This window comes from Campylobacter concisus (assembly GCF_003048875.2).
Lineage (GTDB): Bacteria > Campylobacterota > Campylobacteria > Campylobacterales > Campylobacteraceae > Campylobacter_A > Campylobacter_A concisus_AU.
Genome location: NZ_CP049264.1, coordinates 993336 through 1018922 on the forward strand (window position 1 = coordinate 993336; position 25587 = coordinate 1018922).

19 protein-coding genes, 2 tRNA genes, 3 rRNA genes and 1 pseudogene are annotated in these 25587 nt (G+C 41.0%); 14 read left to right on the top strand and 11 right to left on the bottom strand.

The annotated features are described in order from the left end of the window. Positions 1-115: 115 nt before the first annotated feature. From murJ to CVT07_RS05030, 14 genes are all read left to right on the top strand, one after another. Positions 116-1516, top strand: a complete 1401-nt coding sequence (murJ, locus tag CVT07_RS04965) for a murein biosynthesis integral membrane protein MurJ (RefSeq protein ID WP_107797200.1) — start codon at positions 116-118, stop codon at positions 1514-1516. Further along, the gene (gene cysS / locus CVT07_RS04970) at positions 1503-2897 is read left to right on the top strand and encodes a cysteine--tRNA ligase (protein WP_107937596.1); all 1395 of its coding nucleotides are present in this window, start codon (positions 1503-1505) and stop codon (positions 2895-2897) included. Before murJ ends, cysS begins: the two co-directional genes overlap by 14 nt. After that, on the top strand, positions 2890-4614 hold the full coding sequence (locus tag CVT07_RS04975; protein ID WP_107937598.1) for an ABC transporter ATP-binding protein: 1725 nt from the start codon (positions 2890-2892) through the stop codon (positions 4612-4614). The genes cysS and CVT07_RS04975 overlap by 8 nt, the downstream gene beginning before the upstream one ends. A gap of 52 nt (positions 4615-4666) precedes the next feature. Beyond that, positions 4667-5740 carry a quinone-dependent dihydroorotate dehydrogenase gene (locus CVT07_RS04980; protein ID WP_107937600.1) on the top strand — a complete coding sequence of 358 codons (1074 nt, stop codon included), beginning with the start codon at positions 4667-4669 and terminating at the stop codon, positions 5738-5740. Between the two features lie 11 nt (positions 5741-5751). Further along, a complete protein-coding gene (locus CVT07_RS04985) occupies positions 5752-6993 on the top strand; it encodes a M16 family metallopeptidase (protein ID WP_107937602.1) in 1242 nt (413 codons plus the stop codon). 26 nt (positions 6994-7019) lie between these two features. Next, entirely contained in the window at positions 7020-7889 is an 870-nt protein-coding gene (dapA, locus tag CVT07_RS04990; RefSeq protein ID WP_430748114.1) for a 4-hydroxy-tetrahydrodipicolinate synthase, read from the top strand. Beyond that, positions 7889-8677, top strand: a complete 789-nt coding sequence (locus CVT07_RS04995; protein WP_021089130.1) for an enoyl-ACP reductase — start codon at positions 7889-7891, stop codon at positions 8675-8677. Before dapA ends, CVT07_RS04995 begins: the two co-directional genes overlap by 1 nt. A 31-nt stretch (positions 8678-8708) precedes the next feature. Further along, the gene (gene pgsA / locus CVT07_RS05000) at positions 8709-9254 is read left to right on the top strand and encodes a CDP-diacylglycerol--glycerol-3-phosphate 3-phosphatidyltransferase (RefSeq protein WP_107937614.1); all 546 of its coding nucleotides are present in this window, start codon (positions 8709-8711) and stop codon (positions 9252-9254) included. Positions 9255-9277: 23 nt separating this feature from the next. Then, complete coding sequence (locus CVT07_RS05005) at positions 9278-10273, top strand: AI-2E family transporter (protein WP_430748115.1); 996 nt, start codon at positions 9278-9280, stop codon at positions 10271-10273. Positions 10274-10294: 21 nt separating this feature from the next. Then, on the top strand, positions 10295-11404 hold the full coding sequence (rseP, locus tag CVT07_RS05010) for an RIP metalloprotease RseP (protein ID WP_107937608.1): 1110 nt from the start codon (positions 10295-10297) through the stop codon (positions 11402-11404). Continuing rightward, on the top strand, positions 11401-12039 hold the full coding sequence (locus CVT07_RS05015) for a YggS family pyridoxal phosphate-dependent enzyme (protein WP_196375758.1): 639 nt from the start codon (positions 11401-11403) through the stop codon (positions 12037-12039). The genes rseP and CVT07_RS05015 overlap by 4 nt, the downstream gene beginning before the upstream one ends. A 110-nt stretch (positions 12040-12149) precedes the next feature. Further along, a complete protein-coding gene (locus CVT07_RS05020) occupies positions 12150-12692 on the top strand; it encodes a tetratricopeptide repeat protein (protein WP_012001841.1) in 543 nt (180 codons plus the stop codon). Between the two features lie 101 nt (positions 12693-12793). Beyond that, entirely contained in the window at positions 12794-13894 is a 1101-nt protein-coding gene (locus tag CVT07_RS05025) for a Cj0814 family flagellar-dependent secreted protein (RefSeq protein WP_230855743.1), read from the top strand. Positions 13895-13966: 72 nt separating this feature from the next. Next, the gene (locus tag CVT07_RS05030) at positions 13967-14674 is read left to right on the top strand and encodes a hypothetical protein (protein WP_107937610.1); all 708 of its coding nucleotides are present in this window, start codon (positions 13967-13969) and stop codon (positions 14672-14674) included. Positions 14675-14756: 82 nt separating this feature from the next. On the opposite strand, the pseudogene CVT07_RS05035 reads toward CVT07_RS05030, so the two are convergent. The 11 genes and pseudogenes from CVT07_RS05035 to CVT07_RS05085 form a co-directional block, all read right to left on the bottom strand. Next, positions 14757-14888: pseudogene (locus CVT07_RS05035) on the bottom strand (cell surface protein); the annotation flags it as partial. Between the two features lie 441 nt (positions 14889-15329). Further along, positions 15330-15448: ribosomal RNA gene (gene rrf / locus CVT07_RS05040) — 5S ribosomal RNA — on the bottom strand. A 133-nt stretch (positions 15449-15581) separates the two neighbouring features. Further along, positions 15582-18485: ribosomal RNA gene (locus CVT07_RS05045) — 23S ribosomal RNA — on the bottom strand. Positions 18486-18918: 433 nt separating this feature from the next. After that, positions 18919-18994, bottom strand: a tRNA-Ala gene (locus tag CVT07_RS05050). A 12-nt stretch (positions 18995-19006) separates the two neighbouring features. Continuing rightward, positions 19007-19083, bottom strand: a tRNA-Ile gene (locus CVT07_RS05055). 94 nt (positions 19084-19177) lie between these two features. Then, positions 19178-20688 (bottom strand): 16S ribosomal RNA (locus CVT07_RS05060). Together the 16S, 23S and 5S rRNA genes with 2 tRNA genes alongside form the textbook arrangement of a ribosomal RNA operon. A 254-nt stretch (positions 20689-20942) precedes the next feature. Continuing rightward, positions 20943-22283 carry a DUF945 family protein gene (locus CVT07_RS05065; RefSeq protein ID WP_021088504.1) on the bottom strand — a complete coding sequence of 447 codons (1341 nt, stop codon included), beginning with the start codon at positions 22281-22283 and terminating at the stop codon, positions 20943-20945. Further along, entirely contained in the window at positions 22280-22846 is a 567-nt protein-coding gene (locus CVT07_RS05070; RefSeq protein ID WP_021088480.1) for a DedA family protein, read from the bottom strand. The genes CVT07_RS05065 and CVT07_RS05070 overlap by 4 nt, the downstream gene beginning before the upstream one ends. Beyond that, positions 22846-23442, bottom strand: a complete 597-nt coding sequence (locus tag CVT07_RS05075; protein WP_021085236.1) for a lipid-binding SYLF domain-containing protein — start codon at positions 23440-23442, stop codon at positions 22846-22848. Before CVT07_RS05075 ends, CVT07_RS05070 begins: the two co-directional genes overlap by 1 nt. A gap of 9 nt (positions 23443-23451) precedes the next feature. Continuing rightward, positions 23452-25005 carry a ribonuclease Y gene (rny, locus tag CVT07_RS05080; RefSeq protein ID WP_107937744.1) on the bottom strand — a complete coding sequence of 518 codons (1554 nt, stop codon included), beginning with the start codon at positions 25003-25005 and terminating at the stop codon, positions 23452-23454. Next, a complete protein-coding gene (locus CVT07_RS05085; RefSeq protein ID WP_107937742.1) occupies positions 24926-25570 on the bottom strand; it encodes a 5-formyltetrahydrofolate cyclo-ligase in 645 nt (214 codons plus the stop codon). The genes rny and CVT07_RS05085 overlap by 80 nt, the downstream gene beginning before the upstream one ends. Positions 25571-25587 lie beyond the last annotated feature (17 nt).

Below are 25587 nucleotides of genomic sequence, written 5' to 3' on the forward strand. Positions count from 1 at the left end.
CCATTTCACATAAAATTTTGGCTCTTATTATCTCTAAAACTTTATTAAATTTGGGTTATGTAAGCTTTAAAGCATCTTTTGTTACTATTGCGTTTTTAAATTTACTAGGTGGGCGATGTTTATAAAAGGCTTTTTCTCAAACTCAGTTGGCATCATGACTTCAAGGATTTTAGGGCTTATAAGAGACCTTTTAACGGCTTCTATCCTTGGTGCTGGCATATTTAGCGACCTCTTTTTTATAGCATTTAAGATACCAAATTTATTTCGCCGCATCTTTGGCGAGGGTGCCTTTACGCAGGCATTTTTGCCAAATTTTGCAAATAGCAAGAAAAAAGCGATCTTTCAGGCTGAAATTTTCATCAAATTTCTACTTTTTATAGGCGTTTTGACGCTTCTTGTAAATTTATTTACGCCCTACTTTATAAAGATCATCGCAAGCGGTTTAAGCGAGCAAAATATCACAGACGCAGTGCCACTTGTGCGTATAAATTTCTACTATCTAGCGCTTGTTTATATCGTCACTTTCATGGGTGCGCTACTTCAGTATAAGGGGCACTTTGCAACGACTGCATTTTCTACTGCACTGCTAAATTTAGCCATGATCGCTTCGCTACTTTTGGCTCGTGGCAAGAGCGAGAGTGTGGTCGCACTTTATCTTAGCTTTGGCGTCGTTGCAGGCGGCATTTTGCAGGTTTTGGTGCATCTAGTTGCTATGAAATTTAACGCCTTAAATAAAATTTTCTGGGGCGGTCTAAGCGGATATTTTAAGGGCAAAAGAGCGCAAAGCAAAGGCTTTTTTATAAATTTTTATCACGGTTTGCTTGGCTCAAGTGCGATGCAGATAAGCGCTTTTATGGACACTTGGCTAGCTAGCTTTTTAGTAAGCGGCTCGATAAGCTATCTCTTTTATGCAAATAGAATTTTTCAGCTCCCACTTGCCATCTTTGCGATCGCGCTCTCTCAGGCACTCTTTCCAAAGATCACCAGGCTTTTAAAGCAAAAAGACGAAGCAAATGCTCTAGTTTGGACAAAAAAGAGCTTTTACTTGCTACTTTGCGCCCTACTAGCCGCCACGATCACAGGCGTTGTGCTAAGTGAGTTTATCATCTGGCTATTGTTTGAGAGAGGGAATTTTGTAAGGGCAAACACAATTGAATGCGCCAAGGTGCTAAGCGCCTATTTGGTGGGGCTTACGCCATTTGGTCTAGCTAAAATTTTCTCACTTTGGCTCTATGCAAATATGAAGCAAAAAGAGGCAGCCAAAATTTCTATCATCTGCCTTGTGATAAATTTGATCCTAGCTGTCATTTTGATGCAGAAATTTGGAGCTGCTGGCCTTGCATTTGCAAGCTCGCTTGGGGGATTTTTACAGCTTATTTTATATATAAGAGCCTTTGGAGCTAAGCGATTTTTAGCTATAATCGAGCCTAAATTTATAGCCGCTATCGCTATTTTGGCGGTTTTGCTCTATTTTGGTTTAACATTTTTAAAGGATATATTTAATGCGAATTTTTGATACTTCTAAAAGAGAAAAGGTTGAGTTTAGCCCTATTAAAGATGGTGAAGTAAGCATCTATCTGTGCGGTCCAACAGTCTATGACGACGCGCATTTGGGGCATGCAAAGTCAGCCGTTAGCTTTGATCTTTTAAGAAGGGTCTTAAAAGCACTTGGCTACAAGGTCAAATTTGCAAGAAACTACACCGACATTGACGATAAAATTTTAAACAAAATGGCGCAAACTGGCCAAAGCCTAGAGGAGATCACAAACAAATATATAGCGCACTACGAGAGCGATATGGGCGCTTTAAATGTGCTTGATCCAGACTTTAAACCAAAGGCTACGCAGTGCTTGGAGGCGATCATTAGCTACATCAAGGTGCTTATGGATAGAGGTGTGGCGTATAAGACGAGCGATGGAATTTACTTTGATACGAGTAAGGATAGTGGCTATTTTAGCATCAGCGGTAAGGATAATAACACCGATCTTATCGCGCGCGTGGCAAGTTTTGGCGAGAAAAGAGATGAAAAAGACTTCGTGCTTTGGAAATTTGACGAAAAATGGTACGAGAGTCCATTTGGCAAGGGTCGCCCTGGCTGGCACACCGAGTGCGTGGCGATGATAAGGGAGTTTTTAAGCGATAAAGAAAATGATAAATTTGAGATCGACATCCACGCTGGTGGCATCGACCTACTCTTTCCGCACCACGAAAATGAGGCAAGCCAGTGCAGATGCGCCTATCACAAGAATTTAAGCAAATACTGGATGCACAACGGCTTTATAAAGGTAAATAACGAAAAGATGAGCAAGAGCCTAAATAACAGCTTTTTCGTAAAGGACGCCCTAAAAAACGTTCATGGCGAAGTGCTTAGATATTACTTGCTTACGAGCCATTACAGGGCGCATTTTAATTACTCCAACGATGATCTTGCGGCTTCTAAAAAGAGGTTAGATAAAATTTACCGCCTCAAAAAAAGAGTTGATGGCGTGCAAGCTGGCATGGCAAATGAGAGCTTTAAAAGCGAGCTACTTGAGGCACTAAGTGATGATCTAAACGCTTCAAAGGCGCTTGCAAGCGTCGATGAGTTTGTAAAAACGGCAAATGAAAGACTTGATAACAACCCAAAAGATAAAGCATGTAAGGCCGAAGTGGTGGCAAATTTAGAGCTCATAGGCGAAATTTTAGGCATTGCTATAACAAACTATGTGGAGTATTTTCAGTTTGGTGTAAGCGATGAGCAAAAAGAGCAGATAAAAAGGCTTCTTGATGAGCGCGCGGTAGCTAAAAAAGAGAGAAATTTCGCAAGGGCTGATGAGATAAGAGATGAGCTAGCAAAAATGAATATCTCTATCATGGACACGCCAAATGGTGCGGTTTGGGAGAGAAATAATGAATAATTTTGGCTTAAAAGATGTGCTAAAGCGCTTTGGTCCATATTTTAAAGACTACATCCCACACTTCATCTTTGCCATCATCGGCATGGGGCTTGCCAGTGGCGGAACGGCGGTAAGTGCCTATCTGGTAGAGCCTGTGCTAAATAAAATTTTCGTTGAGAAAAACGAAAAGTTGCTCTACATCTTGCCTTGCGCCATCATCGCGATCTACGTGATAAAAAACATCGGAACCTTTATGCAGGCCTATTTTACGGCATATATCGGACAAGATACAATTAGGAGATTTCGCGAAAAGATGGTTGCAAACCTTTTAAATTTAGATATGGATTTTTTCAATGAATTTAGAACTGGCGAGCTAATCAGCAGAACAACAAACGACATCGACCGCATAAGATCGATAGTATCAAGCATGATCCCTGAACTTACGAGAGAATTTATAACTATCATCGGACTTCTTTGTGTCGTCATCTATCAAAGTCCAAAGCTGGCGTTTTTCGCCCTTGTCGTCATGCCAGTGGCGATCTATCCGATCTCGCGCCTTGCTAAAAGGATGAAGAAAATTTCAAAGCAGTCACAAGAAAAAACATCAGACATCACCTCTGCACTTAGTGAAATTTTTACAAATATCGAGATAATCAAAGCAAATAATGCCCAAGAATACGAGCATTCACGCTTTGTTGATGAAAATAATAAATTTTTTAGGCTAAATTTAAAAAGCGTCAAGATCGAGCAGTTAGTAAGCCCGCTAATGGAGACCATAGGCTCAATAGGCGTGGCAGCGGTCATAATAATAGGCGGCAAAGATGTCATCGACGGACAGATAAATATGGGAGCATTCTTTTCATTTTTAACAGCGCTTTTCATGCTCTACACCCCGCTAAAACGCATCGTAAATATCTATAATAAGATGCAAGACGCCATCGCAGCAAGCGAGAGGACGTTTTTCTTGATGGATAAGGTAAGCCAGATAAAAGATGGCCAAAAAGAGCTAAACGAAGAGATAAATTTGATCAAATTTAAGGGTGTCCGCCTAAGCTACGGCGACAAAGAGGTCTTAAAAGGGATAAATTTAGAGGCAAATAAGTCAGAATTTATAGCCCTTGTTGGCTCAAGTGGCGGCGGAAAAAGCTCGCTTATGAATTTGCTTATGAGATTTTACGACGTAAATGGCGGAGAAATTTTGATAAACGGCACAAATTTAAAAGATATCAAAATTCACTCACTTCGCCAAAATATCGGGCTTGTAACCCAGCGCGTCTATATCTTCAACGACACAGTTGCTAAAAACGTAGCTTACGGCAGAGAATTTAACGAAGATGCCGTGATAAACGCACTAAAACTAGCCAATGCCTATGAGTTTGTAAGTAAGCTAGATAACGGCATAAACACTATCTTAAATGAATTTGGCACCAACCTCTCAGGCGGTCAAAGACAGCGCATCGCCATAGCTAGAGCGCTTTATCAAAACCCACAAATCCTAATCTTTGACGAGGCTACTTCAGCGCTTGATAACGAGAGCGAAAAAGAGATCACAAAAGCGATAAATAATCTAAGAAGCAAAAAGATCATCTTTGTCATCGCTCACCGCCTTAGCACGGTTGAAAATGCCGATAAGATCGCAGTTTTGAGTGATGGCAAGATCATTGATAGTGGAAGCGACGAGGAGCTTAGCAAGAGAAATGAAATTTATGCAAGGCTTAAGGGCAAAGCCTTAGTTTAAGGCGATTTTTGCTAAGATTTGCAGAAATTTTAGGCATTTTAAAGAGGTTAAAATGAGCTTAAACTACAATACTTTAAAATCTATATTTTTCAAATTTGATCCTGAAACTGCCCACAAGATCGCTGAAGTAGCGATGGTTGGGGCAAATAAAATCTTCCCTGGCTCGCTAAGCTTTTTGGCGCACAAATGCGTAGTAGATGACAATGCGCTAAAACAAAATTTATTCTCAAGCACCTACCACAACCCAGTTGGCATAGCTGGTGGCTTTGATAAAAACGCCACGATGTTTGAGGCGCTAACGGCTCTTGGATTTGGGCATTTAGAATTTGGCACATTTACACCAAAACCACAACCTGGCAACGCAAAACCAAGGCTTTTTAGGCTCATAGACGAAGAGAGCATCCAAAATGCGATGGGCTTTAACAACGAAGGCTGTGAGGCTATCAAAAATAGAGTAAAAAAGATCTATCCTTTTACCATACCGATCTGGGCAAACATCGGTAAAAACAAGGTTACGCCAAACGAAGATGCGATAAAAGACTATGAAATTTTAGTAAAAGAATTTAGTGAAATTTGCGACACATTTGTCATAAACGTCTCATCGCCAAACACACCAAATTTAAGAGCATTGCAGGATGAGAGCTTTATAAAAGAGCTTTTTAGCGTCATTTTGCCACTTACTAAAAAGCCGATCATCTTTAAAATAGCTCCTGACATGAGCCACGAAGATGCGATCAAGCTTTGTAGCTGCGCGGTAGAAAACGGCGCTAGCGGCGTGCTCGTTTCAAATACAAGCGTTGATTATTCGCTCTCTCACTCGTCAAATTTAAAGGATTTTGGCGGACTAAGCGGCAAGGTGATCGCCAAAAAGTCAAAAGATATCTTTAAAGCCGTGGCAGATGAGCTTTATGGCAAGACGACGCTTATCGCGTGTGGCGGCATAGATAGCGGTGCAGAGGCCTATGAGCGCATAAAAATGGGAGCAAATTTGGTCCAAATTTTTACAAGCTTTATCTTTAAAGGGCCGATGATCGCAAGAGATATAAATTTAGAAATTTTAGAGCTTTTAAAAAGAGATGGCTTTGCCTCTATCAGCGAAGCAGTAGGCGCAAATGTTAAAAAATAGAGGGCAAGAGATTGATAAAATTTAATAAATTTAAACTAGAAAATGGACTTGAAATTTATCACGTGCCAGTAAATCCTGGCTCAAAAGTGATAAGCGTCGATGTCTTTTATAAAGTTGGCTCCAGAAACGAAGTGATGGGCAAAAGCGGCATCGCTCACATGCTAGAGCATCTAAATTTCAAATCAACCAAAAACTTACGCGCAGGCGAGTTTGACGAGATCGTAAAGGGCTTTGGCGGCGTAAATAACGCAAGCACGGGTTTTGACTACACTCACTACTTCATAAAAGCCTCAAATGAAAATTTAGACAAAACGCTTGGTCTTTTTGCCGAGCTTATGAAAAATTTAAGCCTAAAAGATAAAGAATTTCAGCCAGAGCGCGAGGTGGTGCACGAAGAGCGCAGGTGGCGAACAGACAACAACCCTATGGGATACCTCTACTTTAGGCTCTACAACCACGCATTTATCTACCATCCATACCACTGGACACCGATAGGCTTTATAAAAGATATCGAAAACTGGAAGATCGCTGATATAAAAGAATTTCACGCTACATACTATCAGCCAAAAAATGCCATTTTGATGATAAGTGGCGACATCAGCAAAGATGAGGCATTTAAGCTAGCTAAGAAAAACTTTGGCGGCATAAAAAATAAAAGAGCTATACCAAAACTACACTGCAAAGAGCCTGAGCAAGACGGTGCAAGAAGGGCTATCATCTACAAAGATAGCCAAACGCAAATGCTAGCGATCGCTTATAAAATTCCAGACTTCAGACACGCTGATCAAGTGGGACTAAACGCGATAAGCGAATATCTAGCAACTGGCAAAAGCTCAGTTTTACAGCAACGCCTTGTCGATGAGCTAATGCTTGTAAATCAAATTTACGCTTACAATATGAGCTGCGTTGATGAAAATTTATTTATATTTTTAGCAGTTTGCAACCCAGATGTCGAGGCTAGCGCGGTTGAGGCTGAAATTTTAAAGATCATAGATGATCTAAAGAGAAAGCCGATCGACAAAGAGGACGTTTTAAGAGTTAAAAATTTGATAAAAACTGATTTTATCTACTCATTTGAGAGCGCAAGCAAGGTGGCAAATTTATACGGCTCATACCTTGCTAGAGGCGATATAAAGCCACTTTACGAGCTTGAAAAAAATATAGATAAGATAGATGCCAAGCTTTTAAAAGAGATAGCAAATAGATATTTCAACGAAAAAACTAGCACGACAATAATCTTAAAAAAGGAATAGACGTGAAAAATTCGCTTCAAGGTGCGATGACAGCACTAGTTACGCCATTTAAAAATCAAAAAATAGACGAAGTCAGTTTTGAAAAACTGATAAAAAGACAGATAAAAAACGGCATAGACGTCGTTGTGCCAGTTGGAACAACTGGTGAGAGCGCGACTTTAACGCATGATGAGCATAGAATTTGCATCGAGATCGCAGTAGATGCATGTAAAGGCACAAATGTCAAGGTGCTCGCTGGCGCTGGTAGCAACGCCACTCACGAGGCCATCGATATCGCTAAATTTGCTCAAGCTCACGGCGCTCACGGCATCCTATCAGTCGCTCCTTACTACAACAAACCAACGCAAGAAGGGCTTTACGAGCACTACAAGGCTATCGCAAATAGCATAGAAATTCCAGTGCTTCTTTACAACGTCCCAGGTAGAGTTGGCGTAGATATCTTGCCAGCGACCGTTTTTAGACTTTTTAAAGATTGTAAAAATATTTTTGGCATCAAAGAGGCAACAGGCAGCATCGATAGATGCGTCGATCTGCTAGCTCACGAGCCTGATTTAGTAGTCATCAGCGGCGAAGATGCGATAAACTACCCTATCCTATCATACGGTGGCAAGGGCGTCATCTCAGTCACTGCAAACCTCTTGCCAGATCAAATTTCACAGCTCACTCACCTTGCGATGAATGAAGAGTATAAAAAAGCAAAACTGATAAATGACAACCTCTATACGATAAACAAAACACTCTTTTGCGAAAGCAACCCGATACCGATCAAAGCGGCGATGTATCTAGCTGGGCTGATCGACACTTTGGATTACCGCTTGCCACTTTGCAAACCGAGCAAAGAAAATTTCAAAAAGATAGAAGAAGTTATTAAAAATTACGAAATAAAGGGATTTTAATGAAGGACACACTAAACGAATTTAAAGGTAAAACGCTAGTCATCAGCGGCGGCACAAGAGGCATCGGCAGAGCCATAGTCGAAGAATTTGCAAAAGCTGGTGTAAATATCGCTTTTACTTATAACTCAAACGAGGAGCTTGCTAAAGAGCAGGCAAAAGAGCTTGAGGCTACCTACAAGATAAAAGCTAGAGCCTACGCGCTAAATATCCTTGAGCCAGAGACTTATAAGGAGCTATTTTTAAAGATAGATGAGGACTTTGACAGGGTTGATTTTTTCATCTCAAACGCTATCATCTCAGGTCGCGCAGTAGCTGGTGGATACACTAAATTTATGAAGCTAAAACCAAGAGGTATAAATAATATCTTCACAGCAACCGTAAATGCCTTTGTCGTGGGCGCGCAAGAGGCTGCAAAACGCATGGAAAAAGTGGGTGGCGGCAGCATAATTAGCCTAAGTTCAACTGGAAATTTAGTCTATATCGAAAACTACGCAGGCCATGGCACAGCAAAAGCAGCCGTTGAAGCGATGGCAAGATACGCTGCGACCGAGCTTGGCGAGAAAAACATCCGCGTAAATGTCGTAAGCGGCGGCCCTATCGAGACAGACGCACTAAGAGCCTTTACAAACTACGAAGAGGTGCGCGATATGACGGCAAAGCTTAGCCCACTAAACCGCATGGGACAGCCAACCGACCTAGCTGGAGCATGTCTATTTTTATGCTCATCTAAGGCTAGCTGGGTGACTGGACATACATTTATAATAGATGGTGGCACAACTTTTAAATGAGAGTGGAATTTCTAAGCATAAAGGCATATTTGTGAGCTTAAATTTACCAAATTCACTGGCATTTTTTAGGATATTGCTAGCTCCGCTTATGTTTTTTATGCTCGTAAATGCACCAGAAATTTTTACGCAAATTCATATAAGCTGGATAAACTACTTCGCAGCTCTTATCTTTGTGATCGCCTCGGTGACTGACTTTTTTGATGGCTACATCGCTAGAAGCTGGGATCAAAAGACCAAGCTTGGCGCGATCCTTGACCCACTAGCTGATAAGATGCTGATTTTGGCTGCATTTTTAGGCCTTATGATGCTTGGCAGAGCGAGCGCTTGGGCTGTTTATCTTATCTTGGTAAGAGAGTTTTTTATAACTGGCTTTCGTGTCGTGATGGCAAGTGACGGCGTCGAGGTCGCGGCTTCGATGGCTGGCAAGGTTAAAACTGTCTCGCAGATGTTTGCGGTTGGATTTTTACTAATGAGCTGGCCTGGTGGCAAGTTTTTGCTCTGGATAGCTGTTGCGCTCACGCTTTATTCTGGATTTGAATACATCTTTGCCTACGTAAAAGCAATGAAAAAGAGTTAAATTTGAGAACCGGAAACGCTATAATCTATCTAGCTAGCTTCGTCGTGGTCGCGGCGGGACTAAAGACTGCTAGCGTCGTCGTGCTACCGTTTTTGATGGCGGTTTTTATCGCTATCGTGGCGACGCCTGCGATAAATGCGCTCGAAAAGCTCAAATTTCCGCGCGTTTTAGCCTTCGCGCTAGTTACGGCGGTGGTGTTTTTGTCGCTGGGATTTATCGCAAACACCGTGATAAAGACGATAAACGGGCTAGTTAGCTACATGCCCGAGCTTCAGAGCAAATTTAAAGCCCTCGCCGATCATTACCACCAAATGCTAGCGAGCCGCGGCCTAATCGATCCCGAGAGCATCGCCGCGCCCGCAGACTTTGATATAAATAAAATTTTTGCCGTGCTGGGCGGATTTTTAAGGAGCGGCACCGAGCTCGTTTCAAAGAGCTTTTTCGTCTTTTTGCTCGTTACTTTTATGCTTTTTGAAGTGCAGGTATTTTCTCAAAAAGTCGAGTATTTTGCGAGCAAAAATCCGCAAACGAACCAGATCGTAGATACGTTTATAACAAATCTCAAGCGCTATCTCGCGATCAAGTCCGCAGCGTCGTTTGCGACGGGCGTTTTTATATTTATCGGGCTAAATTTCATCGGCGTGCCCTACTCGCCGCTTTGGGGTATTTTAGCTTTCGTGCTAAATTTTATCCCGACGATCGGCTCTATTATCGCGGCCGTCCCGGCGCTTTTGGTGGCGCTTTTGCTAAACGACGCAGCCTCTTGTGCTTGGACTGCGGCGCTATATCTAGCCGTAAATATCGTCATCGGCAACTTTATCGAGCCGAAATTTCTAGGCAAAGGCCTTGGTATAAGCACGCTTGTGGTGCTTTTGAGCCTACTTTTTTGGGGATTTTTGTTCGGCATCGGCGGTATGTTTTTAGCAGTACCGCTTACCATGAGCCTAAAGATCGCGCTTGACACAAACCAGAGCACGAAATTTATCGCCGTTTTGCTCAGCGATAAACTTGAGCGATAAAATCAAATTTAAAGGTAAGTTTTGAAAGGCATTCTCTTCACGCTAGCCCTGCTTTGCCTTGGGCTTTATGCGTATTCGTTTTATTTTTTAGTGACCGTTTTAGCCATTAGTTTTCTCATATTTTTTCACGAGCTTGGTCACTTTTTAGCAGCAAGATCGCTTGGCGTCAAAGTAAATACCTTTAGCATCGGCTTTGGCGAGAAAATTTACACCAAAAATGTTGGCGGCACCGACTACTGCCTAAGCGCGATCCCACTTGGCGGATATGTGCAGCTAAAAGGGCAAGACGACACCGACCCAAAGGCCAAAAACTACGACGCTGATAGCTACAACGTACTAAGTCCCATAAAGCGCATCTACATCCTCTTTGCAGGACCATTTTTTAACTTTATCTTGGCGTTTTTCATATACATTTTGCTTGGATTTATCGGTGTTGAGAGGCTTGCGCCAAGTGTCGGACACATAGCTAAAGGCTCGGCAGCTGCAAGCGCTGGCATAGCAATAAACGATAAAATTTTAGCGATAAATGGCGTAAAAATAAACGAGTGGGACGAGATCAGCAAGAACGTAAAGCTTGAACCTAGCGCCATTTTGATAGATCGCAACGGCTCGCAAATGACTATAAATTTAACACCAAAGATAGGCGAGACGATAAATTTATTTAATGAAAAAGTGCAGCGCCCATTGATCGGCATCCAGCCAAATGGCGAAGTGGTAAAAATTTATCACACAGGTTTAGAGAGCCTAAAATTTGCCTTTGGCGAGACGATCGAGGCTTCAAAGCTCATCTTTAAAAGCTTTGAAAAGCTAGTTGTTGGAGCTGTGCCGCTAAAAGAGGTCGGCGGTATCGTGCAGATCGCCGATGTCACTTCAAAGGCCGCTAAGATCAGCCTTAGCGTGCTTCTAACCATCGTGGCGCTCATCTCTGTAAATTTAGGCGTGCTAAACCTCTTTCCGATCCCAGCGCTTGATGGCGGGCACATTTTATTTAACATTTATGAACTAATTTTTAGACGCGAGATAAATGAGCGAGTGCTTGTTACGCTCACCTACTGCGGCTGGGCGCTACTGCTTGGCATAATGGTGCTCGCGACCTTTAATGACATTATGAGATTAAGCGGAGGTTTATGATGATAGTTTTAAAAGATCTACTTGAAAAGATAGAAAATTTAAGCAAAGATGTGACGCTAATAGCCGTTAGCAAAAACGTGACATGCACTGAAGTGAGGGAGCTTTACGCACAGGGGCAAAGAAATTTTGGCGAAAATAGAGTCCAGGAGCTAGCCAAAAAAGAGCAAGAGCTTCAAAATTTCACTGACATCAAATGGCACATGATCGGCCGCCTGCAAAACAACAAAATCAATCAAATGATAAGCCTAAAACCAGTGCTTTGGCAAAGCTGTGATAGCTTCGAAAGAGCCCTAGAGGTCGATAAAAGGCTTAGCTATAAGCTAGATACTTTGCTTCAGATAAACTCGGCCGATGAAGATACAAAGCAAGGTGTGAGCGTCGCAAATGCGGCTGAAATTTATGAGCGTATCCAAAGCGAGTGCAAAAATATAAATTTAAAAGGCGTGATGAGCATCGGAGCGCATGTGGATGAGCCAAAAGAGGTGCAAAAGAGCTTTGAGCTAACATATAAAATTTATGAGAGCCTAAAGCCAAAAGGCGCAACTATCTGCTCGATGGGCATGAGTAGTGACTTCGAACTAGCGATAAAATGTGGCTCAAATATGATCCGCCTTGGGACGATGCTATATCTATAAATTTGTCCCTCTTGGGGCAAATTTACCTTTCTGCTCATTTTTAAATTTTAATCTAAGTTATATGATTTTATAATGCAGTTAAATAAATTTTTAACGATAAAGGAGTAAATGTGTTTAAAAATTTTATTCTAACTGCTGTTGCGATCTTGTTTATCTCGGGTTGCGGTAGAGCTGAAAAGATAGCTAGGATCGAGCAAAAATGCGCAAATAATGAAGCTGTTTGGTGTTTAAAGCTTGGTAAAACATATGCCAGAAGAGACATCAACAAAGGTGTCATGTACTATCAAAAAGCTTGCGATCTAGGCGATAAAAGGGGTTGCTATAGACTTGCGGTTTTACTAAACTCAAAATCAATCAACTCAAAAAAAGACAATGAAACGATTGTAAAATCACTAACTAAATCATGCGATCTTGGCACGCCAAAAGCTTGCTTTGAGCTTGGCGAATACTACGAAGATGACCCAAAAATGCAAAGCAAAGCAAATGAGCTGTTTGCAAAATCATGCGAGCAAAGATTTGGTCTTGCTTGCTATAAGTTAGCTGACTTTTACGGCGAGAAAAACGATGCAGCCACTCAAAAAAGCTACCTAGAGCTAGCGTGCAAATACCGCTATAAAGTAGCTTGCGAAGAAGTAGCCGAAGATAAAAAATAAATAACATTTTTTGTGGGGACATATCTCCCCACACTCTTTTAATATCAAATTTGCTGGAATGCCTTTTGCTTTAAAATATGCAATAAGCTAGGAGGCAAGCCATGAACGATATTAGCATCTTAAGCACAAATGTAAATTCATATACTAAACAACAACACAAACAAGATAGATCTTTAAATTTTAGTGATATCTTGAAGCAAAATGCCAAAGAAAAGATTAGTGAGCCAAACCAAGAACCTGCTAAATTTACTTATACCACTTCTTCACAAAACAGCCTCATCTCTTTAAATTTTAACGAACTTCAAGCTTATGGCTACACAGTAGATAAGGCTGGCTTTATGGGAGCTGATTTTAACAAAGCAGCAGGCTTGCCACAAGATTTTAAAATCCATAAAAGCACGCTTGATGAGCTTAGTAGATTTGCCGAGCGCAACCATGTGCTAAACCGCATCAAGAGCAAGGACGAGCAGATAAAGATCTTTGATAACATCGATATGGCTGATACCATAAAGCACTACTACAGACTATTTAACCAAATGACGTCTGCTTTAGGCGATGATAAAAAGAGCTACACCCTTGCAGATATAGGCAAACTACCAAAAGGCTACAGCACAAAAGGCACTCACTATGATGCCAAAGGACATTTGCTAAAAGATCTATCTAACTCTACTATCTCAAACATCTACTCTAGCACTGATGAGCTAAATAGCGCTAAGTCTCTAAGCAAAGAGCTATCAAGTGCAGGCGTTAGGCTCATAGTAAAAGAGGTTGATTTTACGATGAGCGAGGCAGGTGATGAGTTTAGTTTTAATCCTGATATCTCTTTTTATAAGTCAGATGAAGGTTACAGCAAAGAGGCTCTTTTCATGGGATTTTTGCGCAGCTCTAGACCGCTACCAAGTGATAGTGCAAAGACTAAGCTAAGCAGTGCTGCCTTAAATGATATCTCAAGCACTGGAGAGCATAAAGAGTATTTTGTGGATTTTGAAAAAGTGGGTAAAGATAGTGAGAGCATAAAAGCGCTCATAAAAGAAAGACTTAAAGAGCTAACCCTTTTAATGTATGCAAGATCAAAGAACACTAGCGCAGAAAGTGTTACCTCAAACGAATATGAGAAATTTAAGCCAACTAGAGAGGATATAAATTCTCTAGCAAATTCTTGGAGTGAGAGGATAAGCTCTATCAGCAAGACTTTTGTGTAGAGATAGGCTATATATAAACTAAATTGTTTAAAAGACGATTTACCAATTAAGAAACACAAAAGGCTTTTAAATATGATAAGCAGTGTAAATGGATTTACATATCAAAATATGAGGTATGAGCCAGCTGGAGTGGAAGAGAAAAATATACAAGCAAAAGCAGAGCAACAACCTGATAAAAATAAAATAAACGATGATAGCAATAACGTTGTAGCAAATAGCGCTTTACAGCGCATTTTTGGAAACTACATGAGTGGCATTGCATCTGATGGTAGGATAACCATTTGGGGTAAAGCAACAGGACTTGATAGCTCGATAAGCAAGGATGAAGCAAATTCTTTGTTACGTTTTATACAAGAGAGCAAGACGGGCGATTTTATGCCAATGATATCTGATGATATTAGTGATGAGTTGTTAAACTCAGCTGATCTTAGTATCAGTGAATTTAAAGAACGCTGGCTACAAGATAGAGCAAGGATGGCAGAGAAGCTAGAAAAGAGTAATGAAGACTTTTTCGCACAAGTAGATGCTATGAATGAAGAAGCTGAAAGAATTTTAAATAATAAAAACAATGAGCCAGATTCAAATGGCATAAAAGAAGAATCCTTTAAGCATATTCAGGGACATAGCAAAAATACTGAAACTTATGATATCACTAAGGATGAGAAATTTTCATATTTGCTCAAGCTTCAAAAACTTGAGAGAGAACGAGGTATAGATGTGCTTCGTATCATGCAAAAACTTGAAGAAAATGGTAAAAAAGTTGTCGATAAAAAGGTTTAGCTTCATATTTGTATTTAGTACAAGTTGCTGCTAAGTTATCCTACGACAAGATAGAGAATGATCCTAGCTCTTGCTTTATTCATCAAGCCATCTTATTTAAAATTTGCTTCTTATCTATCTTTTGCATAAGTTCTAAGACGTCTATACCTCTTTTTTCTTTGAAATTTAAAAGCTCTCTTGCATAGAGAAATTTTTGATCCTTGTTTATATCATAGAACCTTATCTCCACTCATGTCTATCGCATCAAGTAGTTTAAGCTTTGGGTTTTTAAGCTTTACAACTCATTTAAAAAAATAAAAACTTTGTTAAAATTCTAAAAAATTTTATATCAAATTTTATAAAGATATATACATTGCAGCTTTAATATAAAAAATTAATCAATCATAACACTTGTTTATGGTTCAACCTTTGCCATGTCTTTATTTTTTAGAAAAAACCTTAAGTTAGATTCAGCCTAAAGAATTTAAAAATTGATAAAAACTAAAATTAAAAAGACAAATAAACCCAACAACATAAAAACAAATATAAAAAAATTTACTACATTTAATCAATAAAACCTAATTAAAAAAAGAAAATTTAATATTTTATACTTAGACAAGAAATAACACTAATAAAAACCAGGATTAATAATATGAAATTAAAGCAGATAAAACAAAGCCCGCAACGACCTACTTTTCCAACATCCCAGTAAGGGAGAGTATCATCAGCCAGGACGAGCTTAGCTTCTTGGTTCGAGATGGAGCAAGGCGTTTCCTCGTCTGTATAGTCACGGGCAGTGTTAAATAAAAGATATACTAGATAAATCTCTTATTTAACACTACAAGATAAAGTTAAAAGTCATAAACAAAGTTTTGTAAAAACATATCTTATTAAGTTTTTATCCTTAACAAGGAAGTGATGCTTATTAAAAGATAAGCAGACGAGCTATTAGTACTGGTCAGCTAAAGGACTTTCATCCATTACACACCCAGCCTATCAAACACATAGTCTATATGAGCTCTTAAAAGAAGATTCATCTTGGAGTTGGCTTCCTGCTTAGATGCTTTCAGCAGTTATCACATCCCAACATAGCTACCGAGCGGTGCCCTTGGCAGGACAACTCGTACACCAGTGGTTGGTTCGACCCGGTCCTCTCGTACTAGGGTCAACTCTCCTCAATCTTCTTACGCCCACGGCAGATAGGGACCGAACTGTCTCACGACGTTCTGAACCCAGCTCGCGTACCGCTTTAAATGGCGAACAGCCATACCCTTGGGACCTGCTCCAGCCCCAGGATGCGATGAGCCGACATCGAGGTGCCAAACCTCCCCGTCGATGTGAGCTCTTGGGGGAGATCAGCCTGTTATCCCCGGGGTACCTTTTATCCTTTGAGCGATGGCCCTTCCACACAGAACCACCGGATCACTAAGACCGACTTTCGTCTCTGCTTGACGTGTATGTCTCGCAGTTAAGCTGGCTTATGCCTTTATACTCTACGAACGATTTCCAACCGTTCTGAGCCAACCTTTGTAAGCCTCCGTTACATTTTGGGAGGCGACCGCCCCAGTCAAACTACCCACCAGACATTGTCCTACTTGAGGATAACTCAAGCTAGTTAGCTATCAGAATAAAAAAGAGCGGTATCTCAACAATGGCTCACCATAAACTGGCGTCTATGGATCAAAGCCTCCCGCCTATCCTGCACATTTTTATCCCAATAGCAGTGTCAAGCTGTAGTAAAGGTCCACGGGGTCTTTCCGTCTTGCCGCGGGTAGGAGGAATTTTCACCTCCACTACAATTTCACTGGATCCCTCTTCGAGACAGCTCCCATCTCGTTACGCCATTCATGCAGGTCGATATTTAATCGACAAGGAATTTCGCTACCTTAGGACCGTTATAGTTACGGCCGCCGTTTACTCGGGCTTCGATCAAACGCTTCGCAGAGCTAACGTCATCAATTAACCTTCGAGCACCGGGCAGGCGTCACACCCTATACATCCTCTTACGAGTTAGCAGAGTGCTGTGTTTTTGGTAAACAGTCGGGAGGGACTCTTTGTTGTAACCTTCAATGCTTACGGAGTAAATCCTTCACAAAGTTAGGCACACCTTATACCGAAGATACGGTGCTATTTTGCAGAGTTCCTTGAAGAGAGTTCTTCCACGCGCCTTAGAATACTCATCCCACCCACCTGTGTCGGTTTACGGTACGGGCAACTATAACTAAACTTAGAAACTTTTCTTGGCTCGACAGTATCAAGAATATACGATCTATTCCGAAGAATTTCACGCACCCACTTGCCTCAGCTTAAAGGAATTCGGATTTGCCTGAATTCCAACCTACACACATGGACCAGCTATTCCATCCGCTGGCTCCTCTAACTCTAAGCGTCCTTCCATCGCACATTATAGTTGGCATTGGAATATTAACCAATTTTCCATCGCATACCCCTTTCGGACTTTGCTTAGGACCCGGCTAACCCTACGATGACGAGCATCGCGTAGGAAACCTTGGGTTTACGGCGTTGGGGATTCTCACCCCAATTATCGCTACTCATGCCTGCATGCTCACTTGTATTCGCTCCAGCACTCCTTACCGGTATACCTTCAACGCAAATACAACGCTCTCCTACCACTTAGTAAAACTAAGTCTAAAGCTTCGGTACTCATTTTAGCCCCGTTATATTTTCCGCGCAGAATCACTAGACCAGTGAGCTATTACGCTTTCTTTAAAGGATGGCTGCTTCTAAGCCAACCTCCTGGTTGTTTAAGTAACTCCACATCGTTTTCCACTTAAATGAGATTTAGGGACCTTAGCTGTTAGTCTGGGTTGTTCCCCTCTCGACGACGGATTTTATCACTCGCCGCCTGACTGCCATGATTATACACTAGGTATTCGGAGTTTGATAGGGTTTGGTACATTGGTGTATGCCCTAGCCCATTCAGTGCTCTACCCCCTAGTATTACTACATGACGCTATACCTAAATATATTTCGGAGAGAACCAGCTATCACGATGTTTGATTGGCCTTTCACCCCTATCCACAAGTCATCCCATAGCTTTTCAACGCTAGCGGGTTCGGTCCTCCACCGGCTCTTACACCGGTTTCAACCTGCTCATGGATAGATCACATCGTTTCGGGTCTGCAACGTCTGACTAAACGCCCTATTAAGACTCGCTTTCGCTACGGCTCCGGGTTTCCTTAACCTCGCCAGACATCACAACTCGCAGGCTCATTATGCAAAAGGCAGTCCATCACCCTGATAAATCATAGGGCTCTGAATGATTGTAAGCAAATGGTTTCAGGTTCTATTTCACTCTGATCACCTCAGTTCTTTTCACCTTTCCCTCACGGTACTTGTGCACTATCGGTCTAGTAGTAGTATTTAGGGTTGGATAGTGGTCTACCCAGCTTCAGACAGAATATCACGTGTTCCGCCCTACTCAGGATACTGCTAAGTAAAACAAAGCTTTCATATACGGGGGTATCACCCTCTGTGCCTAACCTTTCCAGGTTGTTCTATTAGCTAAGTTTAGTCTATAATGCAGTCCTACAACCCCACTAGTAAACTAGTGGTTTGCCCTCTTACGCGTTCGCTCGCCGCTACTAGCGTAATCTCTTTTGATTTCTTTTCCTGAGGGTACTAAGATGTTTCAATTCCCCTCGTTCGCTCCGTTATACGGTAACTAATATCTCTATTAGTTGGGTTGCCCCATTCAGAAATTCCCGGATCAAAGCCCCTTGACGGCTCCCCGAGACTTATCGCAGCCTGGCACGTCTTTCATCGCCTCTACTAGCCAAGGCATCCACCACTTGCTCTTTGTAGCTTACCTTTTCTATATTAGATTATTCTAATTCGCATCACTTCCTTGTTAAAGATAACTTTATGTTACTACATTTAAATTCTAACTCTCAAGACGGAAAGCATTGACTACTATTTAGATAAGTTTTAAATCCTAAATAGATTGTGATGTCAAACTTTTGCATTAAATGCAAAGAGAATAGAAATTTAAATCTTTAACAAGTCCTGTAAAATTGTTTTTAAAACTTGCTTGTGACTATTAACAATATTAATTAAAAGAACATTTAGACTTCGCAGACTAGCAAGCTAGTCTTTACGACCAAAGAGTTACACCCTTTGGAAACCCCTAAAGCACAAAGTTGCTTTCGGCAACTTCGTAATCAATAAAGATTAAGACGTTTAAAAGTCTAAAGTAAATGTTTTTAAAAACACTTAATATAGACTTTTAGTGTTAAACTATTTTATGGTGGAGAATAGCGGGATCGAACCGCTGACCTCCTGCGTGCAAAGCAGGCGCTCTCCCAGCTGAGCTAATTCCCCAATTAAATTCTCTGGTGGGCCTAACAAGACTTGAACTTGTGACCTCACCCTTATCAGGGGTGCACTCTAACCAGCTGAGCTATAGGCCCCTATAGGTCTATCAATCTTTCAAAACTAAACAAGGATGATTGAGAATATCTTTCTTATAGATATCTTGTGAGAGAATATCTATATGTACTCTAGAAAGGAGGTGATCCAACCGCAGGTTCTCCTACGGTTACCTTGTTACGACTTCACCCCAGTCGCTGATTCCACTGTGGACGGTAACTAATTTAGTATTCCGGCTTCGAGTGAAATCAACTCCCATGGTGTGACGGGCGGTGAGTACAAGACCCGGGAACGTATTCACCGTAGCATGGCTGATCTACGATTACTAGCGATTCCGGCTTCATGGAGTCGAGTTGCAGACTCCAATCCGAACTGGGACATATTTTATAGATTTGCTCCATCTCGCGATATTGCTTCTCATTGTATATGCCATTGTAGCACGTGTGTCGCCCCGGACATAAGGGCCATGATGACTTGACGTCGTCCACACCTTCCTCCTCCTTACGAAGGCAGTCTCATTAGAGTGCTCAGCCGAACTGTTAGCAACTAATGACGTGGGTTGCGCTCGTTGCGGGACTTAACCCAACATCTCACGACACGAGCTGACGACAGCCGTGCAGCACCTGTCTTAACATTTCTGCAAGCAGACACTCTTCTATCTCTAGATGATTTGTTAGATATCAAGTCCGGGTAAGGTTCTTCGCGTATCTTCGAATTAAACCACATGCTCCACCGCTTGTGCGGGTCCCCGTCTATTCCTTTGAGTTTTAATCTTGCGACCGTACTCCCCAGGCGGTATACTTAATCCGTTAGGTGCATTACTGCCAAGACTAGCTTAGCAACAACTAGTATACATCGTTTAGGGCGTGGACTACCAGGGTATCTAATCCTGTTTGCTCCCCACGCTTTCACGCATTAGCGTCAGTTGAGTTCCAGCAGATCGCCTTCGCAATGGGTATTCCTGGTGATCTCTACGGATTTTACCCCTACACCACCAATTCCATCTGCCTCTCCCTCACTCTAGATTATCAGTTTCCCAAGCAGTTCTATGGTTAAGCCATAGGATTTCACAAGAGACTTGATAATCCGCCTACGCGTCCTTTACGCCCAGTGATTCCGAGTAACGCTTGCACCCTCCGTATTACCGCGGCTGCTGGCACGGAGTTAGCCGGTGCTTATTCGTTAGGTACCGTCATTGTTCTTCCCTAACAAAAGGAGTTTACGCTCCGAAAAGTGTCATCCTCCACGCGGCGTTGCTGCTTCAGGGTTTCCCCCATTGAGCAATATTCCCTACTGCTGCCTCCCGTAGGAGTCTGGACCGTGTCTCAGTTCCAGTGTGACTGATCATCCTCTCAGACCAGTTATGCGTCATAGCCTTGGTGAGCCATTACCTCACCAACTAGCTGATACAATATAGCCTCATCCTACACCGAAAAACTTTCCCTATCTAACTTATGCTAGAGAGGAGTATAGAGTATTAGCAGTCGTTTCCAACTGTTGTCCTCTAGTGTAGGGCAGATTAGCTATACATTACTCACCCGTGCGCCACTAACTCATAAGAGCAAGCTCTTACTTGTCCGTTCGACTTGCATGTATTAGGCACGCCGCCAGCGTTCACTCTGAGCCAGGATCAAACTCTCCATATTAATTACCTATCTAATAGATAGGATTTTTATTATGAAGTTTTTAATCAAAAAAACTTTTAGTTTTTATATTAGTTTGTCTAATCTATTATTTAATCATAATAGACTGGCTCAATCGATCACTTGTTTAGATTTCAAAGATTGACTAATAGTTTAACAATTGTAAGTTAAAAGAACTTTCTGCTCTGCGTTCTGCAAAACAGAAAGTGAAGTATATAGAAGTGATGCTTAAAAGTAGATAAAAATTAGGCTATTTTTTAAAAGCCCATAAATAAATTTTGAAGTCCAACCTTTTCATTAAAAATAATATCTTTTTTATTTGGATCGTACTTAAATTTACTTACTACTTTTTTGCCATCTTCTTTTAAATATCCAGCAGATATAAGTGTTGGCTCGATAAGAGTCATTTCAGGGAAGAGCGTATCAAAAAATTTAGCCAAAGTCTCATCCACGCTTAGCTCACCATTAAGTGATAGCTTATCAAAGATCGCAAGCTGACTTTCTCCGCTTTTAAAGCCATTGATAGCAGCATCTAGTTTTAAATTTATCGCATTATTGCCATTTTTAAAGCTTAATGTATCCACTTTCACGCTTGGATTTTTCTCTAAAATTTGACCCATTACTTCGTCCAAATTTAACCCAGCAAAGATGCTCTCATTTGTATCAACATTTACATTACTTAGTCTATCAAGTATATTATTTATAGTTGGCACGTTGATATTTGCTATCTTGCTATCTAAGATAAAATCTGTAAATTTCACTTTATTAACAGCAACTGCACCTATCTTCACTACATCATTTGAGCTACCAAGATCATTTGAGACTTCAAATTTCGAGCTATACTCAAGATCATCTAAAGCAACATTGCCATCCTTTTCATCTAATAATGCTAGTTTTTTAATCTTAGCTTTTGCTATGTAAGGGGCTAGTTTGCTCTCAAATATCTTTGAAATTTCAACTGGCACAGTGTAGCTTGTATCTATATCGACGCCTTCAAGATTAACTTCTGCTTTATTTTCTTCATTAAGATCTTTTAATGAAACTTTCTCAAGACCCAAGTTTGCGCTATTTACATTATCTTTTGCGTCCAGTTTCAAGCCAAATTTCACATCCTTTGTATGAACGTTCATAGTTTGCTTGTCGCTAAAGTCGATATCACTAAATTTAACATTTACATCTTTATCACCACTCACGCTAGCCTTTGTTTTTGCCGTTGCGACGACGTTTGATCCAAGAAATGAAGCTACGATATTTTTTATAGCCTCATTTTGTATAGAAATTTTTGAGTCGATATCAAAGCCATTTACAAATGCAAGCACTGAGTGAGAAATTTCATTTTCTACCTTAAAATTTAGATCCTCATCTACATCTTTGCCGGCTAAATTTTTCAAAAGATCCTTTGAAACGATAAGATCAAACGATCCTTTTGAGCCAAAAAAGCCTTTTTGATAGCTATTTTCTGAAACTTTAAAGCCATTCACATCATTTAGTCTATCAACTATCCTTTGATAGTTCTCCTCGACCTTGTTTGAGGCGAAATAAACAGCGCCTGCAACGATCACGATAACTACGATTAGAGCAGATATCACCTTTTTCATGCTTTTCTCCTTTTTGTAATGTGTTGTAAAAATAACCAGATACCTAATAACAAGCCAACCATGGCAAGTGGCATGATATAGCCATGCTCGCCAAGATAATTGCTCACACTCATAAAATAATCCCCTGTTTTATAGCTAGCAAGACCTACGATCACCGCCCAAAGCACTGAAGAGATCAAATTTATAACACTAAATTTATAAAAAGAGTATTTTGTAAGCCCAAGTGCGATAGGCACCAAAGTTTTGACGCCGTAGATAAATTTTTTGATAAATATTATCTTATCGCCGTGCTTCTTTGCCAAAATTCCAGCGTAGGCAAGCTTTCTTTTGTGATTTTTTACATAAGGCATAAGTGAGCTTTTATTAAACCTTGCGACGTAAAAGATCAAAGTATCGCCGATCGTATTTGCCACGGCAGCGACGATTATGCTAAGAGAGATGTCCATTTTACCAGCAAAGCTTAATATCCCAGCGGCGATAAGCGCTACCATGCCACCACCAAGGCTGTAAAAAAATAGCACGATGTAGCCGTAAGTTGAGATTGAGTTTATAATATCTTGCATCATTGCCCCAAAAGTTTAGAAGCTGAAGATATTAGTTGCTCGTATGCGTAGCCACTTTGTTTTAAAATTTCATCCTTTGCGCTAATCACTGCTCCGCCAAAGCTAGCTCCAGCGAAAAATCCATCATTTGCAGCATACGCGTAGATGTCGCTTGAAAATTTAAAGTCGCTTACTTTATTATAATTGCGTCCAATATCGCCAAATGCCACTGAAAGCTTCGTATCAAGCGTGATCTTGGCGTCTTTTATGTCGTAGATGATGCTATCTTTAAATATAAATAGCACAAGCGAGCTATCTTCATAGCCAAGCTGTATGCCGATGCTGCCGCCACTTATACTAACTGGCAAAATTTCACTTGGCGAGTTGATGTTGCCAACGACCATGATGCCATCTCCGCCCATGCCACCGACCACAAAACCGACTTTTTTTACACTTGGAAAGATGATCGTCGCTTTTGACTGCTCGATGAGCTCTTTTATAGGAGCGTTTCTAGCACCTCTCATCGTCGTTATAAACGAATTTGCCGAGTCTAGCACGAGCTCCTCGCTAGCAAAGCCAAGCGAGAAAAACATTATTAATGATAAAAGAAATTTCATATCTTGCCGTTATTTCGCAAAATCAACAGCGCGAGTCTCTCTGATGACGCTTACTTTTATCTCACCAGGATACTGCACTTTGCTCTCGATCTCTTGAGCGATCTCTTTTGCCACAAGCACCGCCTCATCGTCATTTATAAGTTTAGCATTTGCGATGACGCGGATCTCACGGCCAGCGTTTATCGCATAGGCTTGTTTGATGCCCTCTTTGCTTTTTGCGATGTTTTCGATCTCTTCGACACGTTTTAAGAAGCTCTCAAGCACCTCACGTCTTGCCCCTGGACGAGCTGCGCTTAGTGCGTCAGCTGCGCAAACAGCAGCACTTTCTATACTTGTAGCCTCTTCGTGTCCGTGGTGAGCATAGATCGCGTTGATGACGACTGGATGCTCTTTATAGCGTTTGCAAATTTCAGCTCCAAGATCGACGTGGCTGCCCTCATACTCGTGAGTTAGCGCTTTGCCGATATCGTGAAGTATGCCAGCTCTTTTTGCTAGCTTCTCATCTCCACCACACTCAGCTGCGATGATGCCAGCAAGGTGAGCTACTTCGAGGCTATGAGCAAGGGCGTTTTGACCGTAGCTTGCTCTAAATTTAAGCTTGCCTATTAGTTTTACTATCTCTGGATGAATTTTATTTAGACCAAGATCTATGACGATGTTCTCGCCCTCTTCTTGTATGCTTTGCTCAAATTCTTCAGTCACTTTTTTGTGAAGATCTTCTATCCTTGCTGGCTGAATTCTGCCGTCCTCCACCAAAAGCTCGATCACTCTTGTTGCGATCGCACGCCTGTAAAGGTTAAAGCTACTTAGTATGATCGCGTGAGGCGTGTCATCGATAATGATATCAACGCCAAGCACCATTTCAAGGGTTTTTATATTACGTCCCTCTTTACCGATGATCCTACCTTTTAGCTCATCGTTTTTGATATTTACGACGTTTATTAGACGCTCAGCCGCAAATTCTCCAGCAAATCTTGACGTAGCCTGCGCCAAGATATAATTAACCCTCTTTTTAGCCTCTCTTTTTGCCTCTTCTTCGTATTTTCTAACGATATGAGCGATGTCGGCGCGCGACTTCTCTTCGACCTTTTTAAGCACGACCTCTTTTGCCTCCTCCTCCGTTAAGCCAGCAGCGTGCTCAAGCACTCTTATCGCCTCTTCTACTTTGTTTTGATAAGTCGCTTTTAAATTTAAACCCTCTTCGTAAGTGACCTTTGCATCTTGCTTATCTTTTTCAAAAAGCTCTTTGCTCTCATTTAAAAGCTCTTGCTCATTTAGCAAAATTTTCTCTTTTTTGGTCAGCTCATCAAATTTACTTGCATACTCTTTTTGAAGCTTTGTCGTCTTGTCGTCGTATCTTTTTTTAGCCTCAAATTCAGCCTCTTGCACTGAAATTTTAGAGTTTTTAAGCGTTAGCTCAGCTTCATACTCGATAGCTTTTGCCTTTGCTTTTGCCTGCTCTAAAAATATGTTGTAGTTTGCATCATTTATCTTTTTGGCATAGAGATACCCTGCTCCAACGCCCACCACACCGGCTCCTAAGCCTATTAAAACCTCTATCATTTATTCCTCTTTTTATATAATTTTTGCTTGGGGTTATATAAAAGTCTGCTACCGCATCGTGCGCCTTTGAGAGCACATCTTTGGTGTAGAAGTCTTTTACCTCTAAGAAAACTATCAGTTTTGGCTTAACGGGCAAAGTGTCAAAAAATCTATCGTAAAATCCTTTTCCGTGCCCTATTCTTGCCATAGCTCCATCAACCCCAATCGCTGGAACTACCGCCATATCGAGTTTAACATTATCCATTTTTTTGCCAGATGGCTGTCTGACATTAAATTTATAAGTTATAAATGGCAGTCGCAATCTTACCATCTCTAAGCTAAGACCTACCATAAAAGGGGCAAAAATTTCACATTTATGTGATAAATTTCGTCTTATTTTAAGCACATCGACTTCGTAGTTAAGCGGCAGGTAAAAGAGAACCTTTTTAGAATTTGTGTAATTTATCAAATTTAAAAGTGTTTTTGCTGCCTTGTGATGCGTGCATTTTGCTCTAAATTTAGTGAGCTTTATCAAATTTGCTCTTGCATTTTTTCTAAATTCGTTTTTTTCTAAATTAACGCTCATTTTATGCTCTTTCTTGT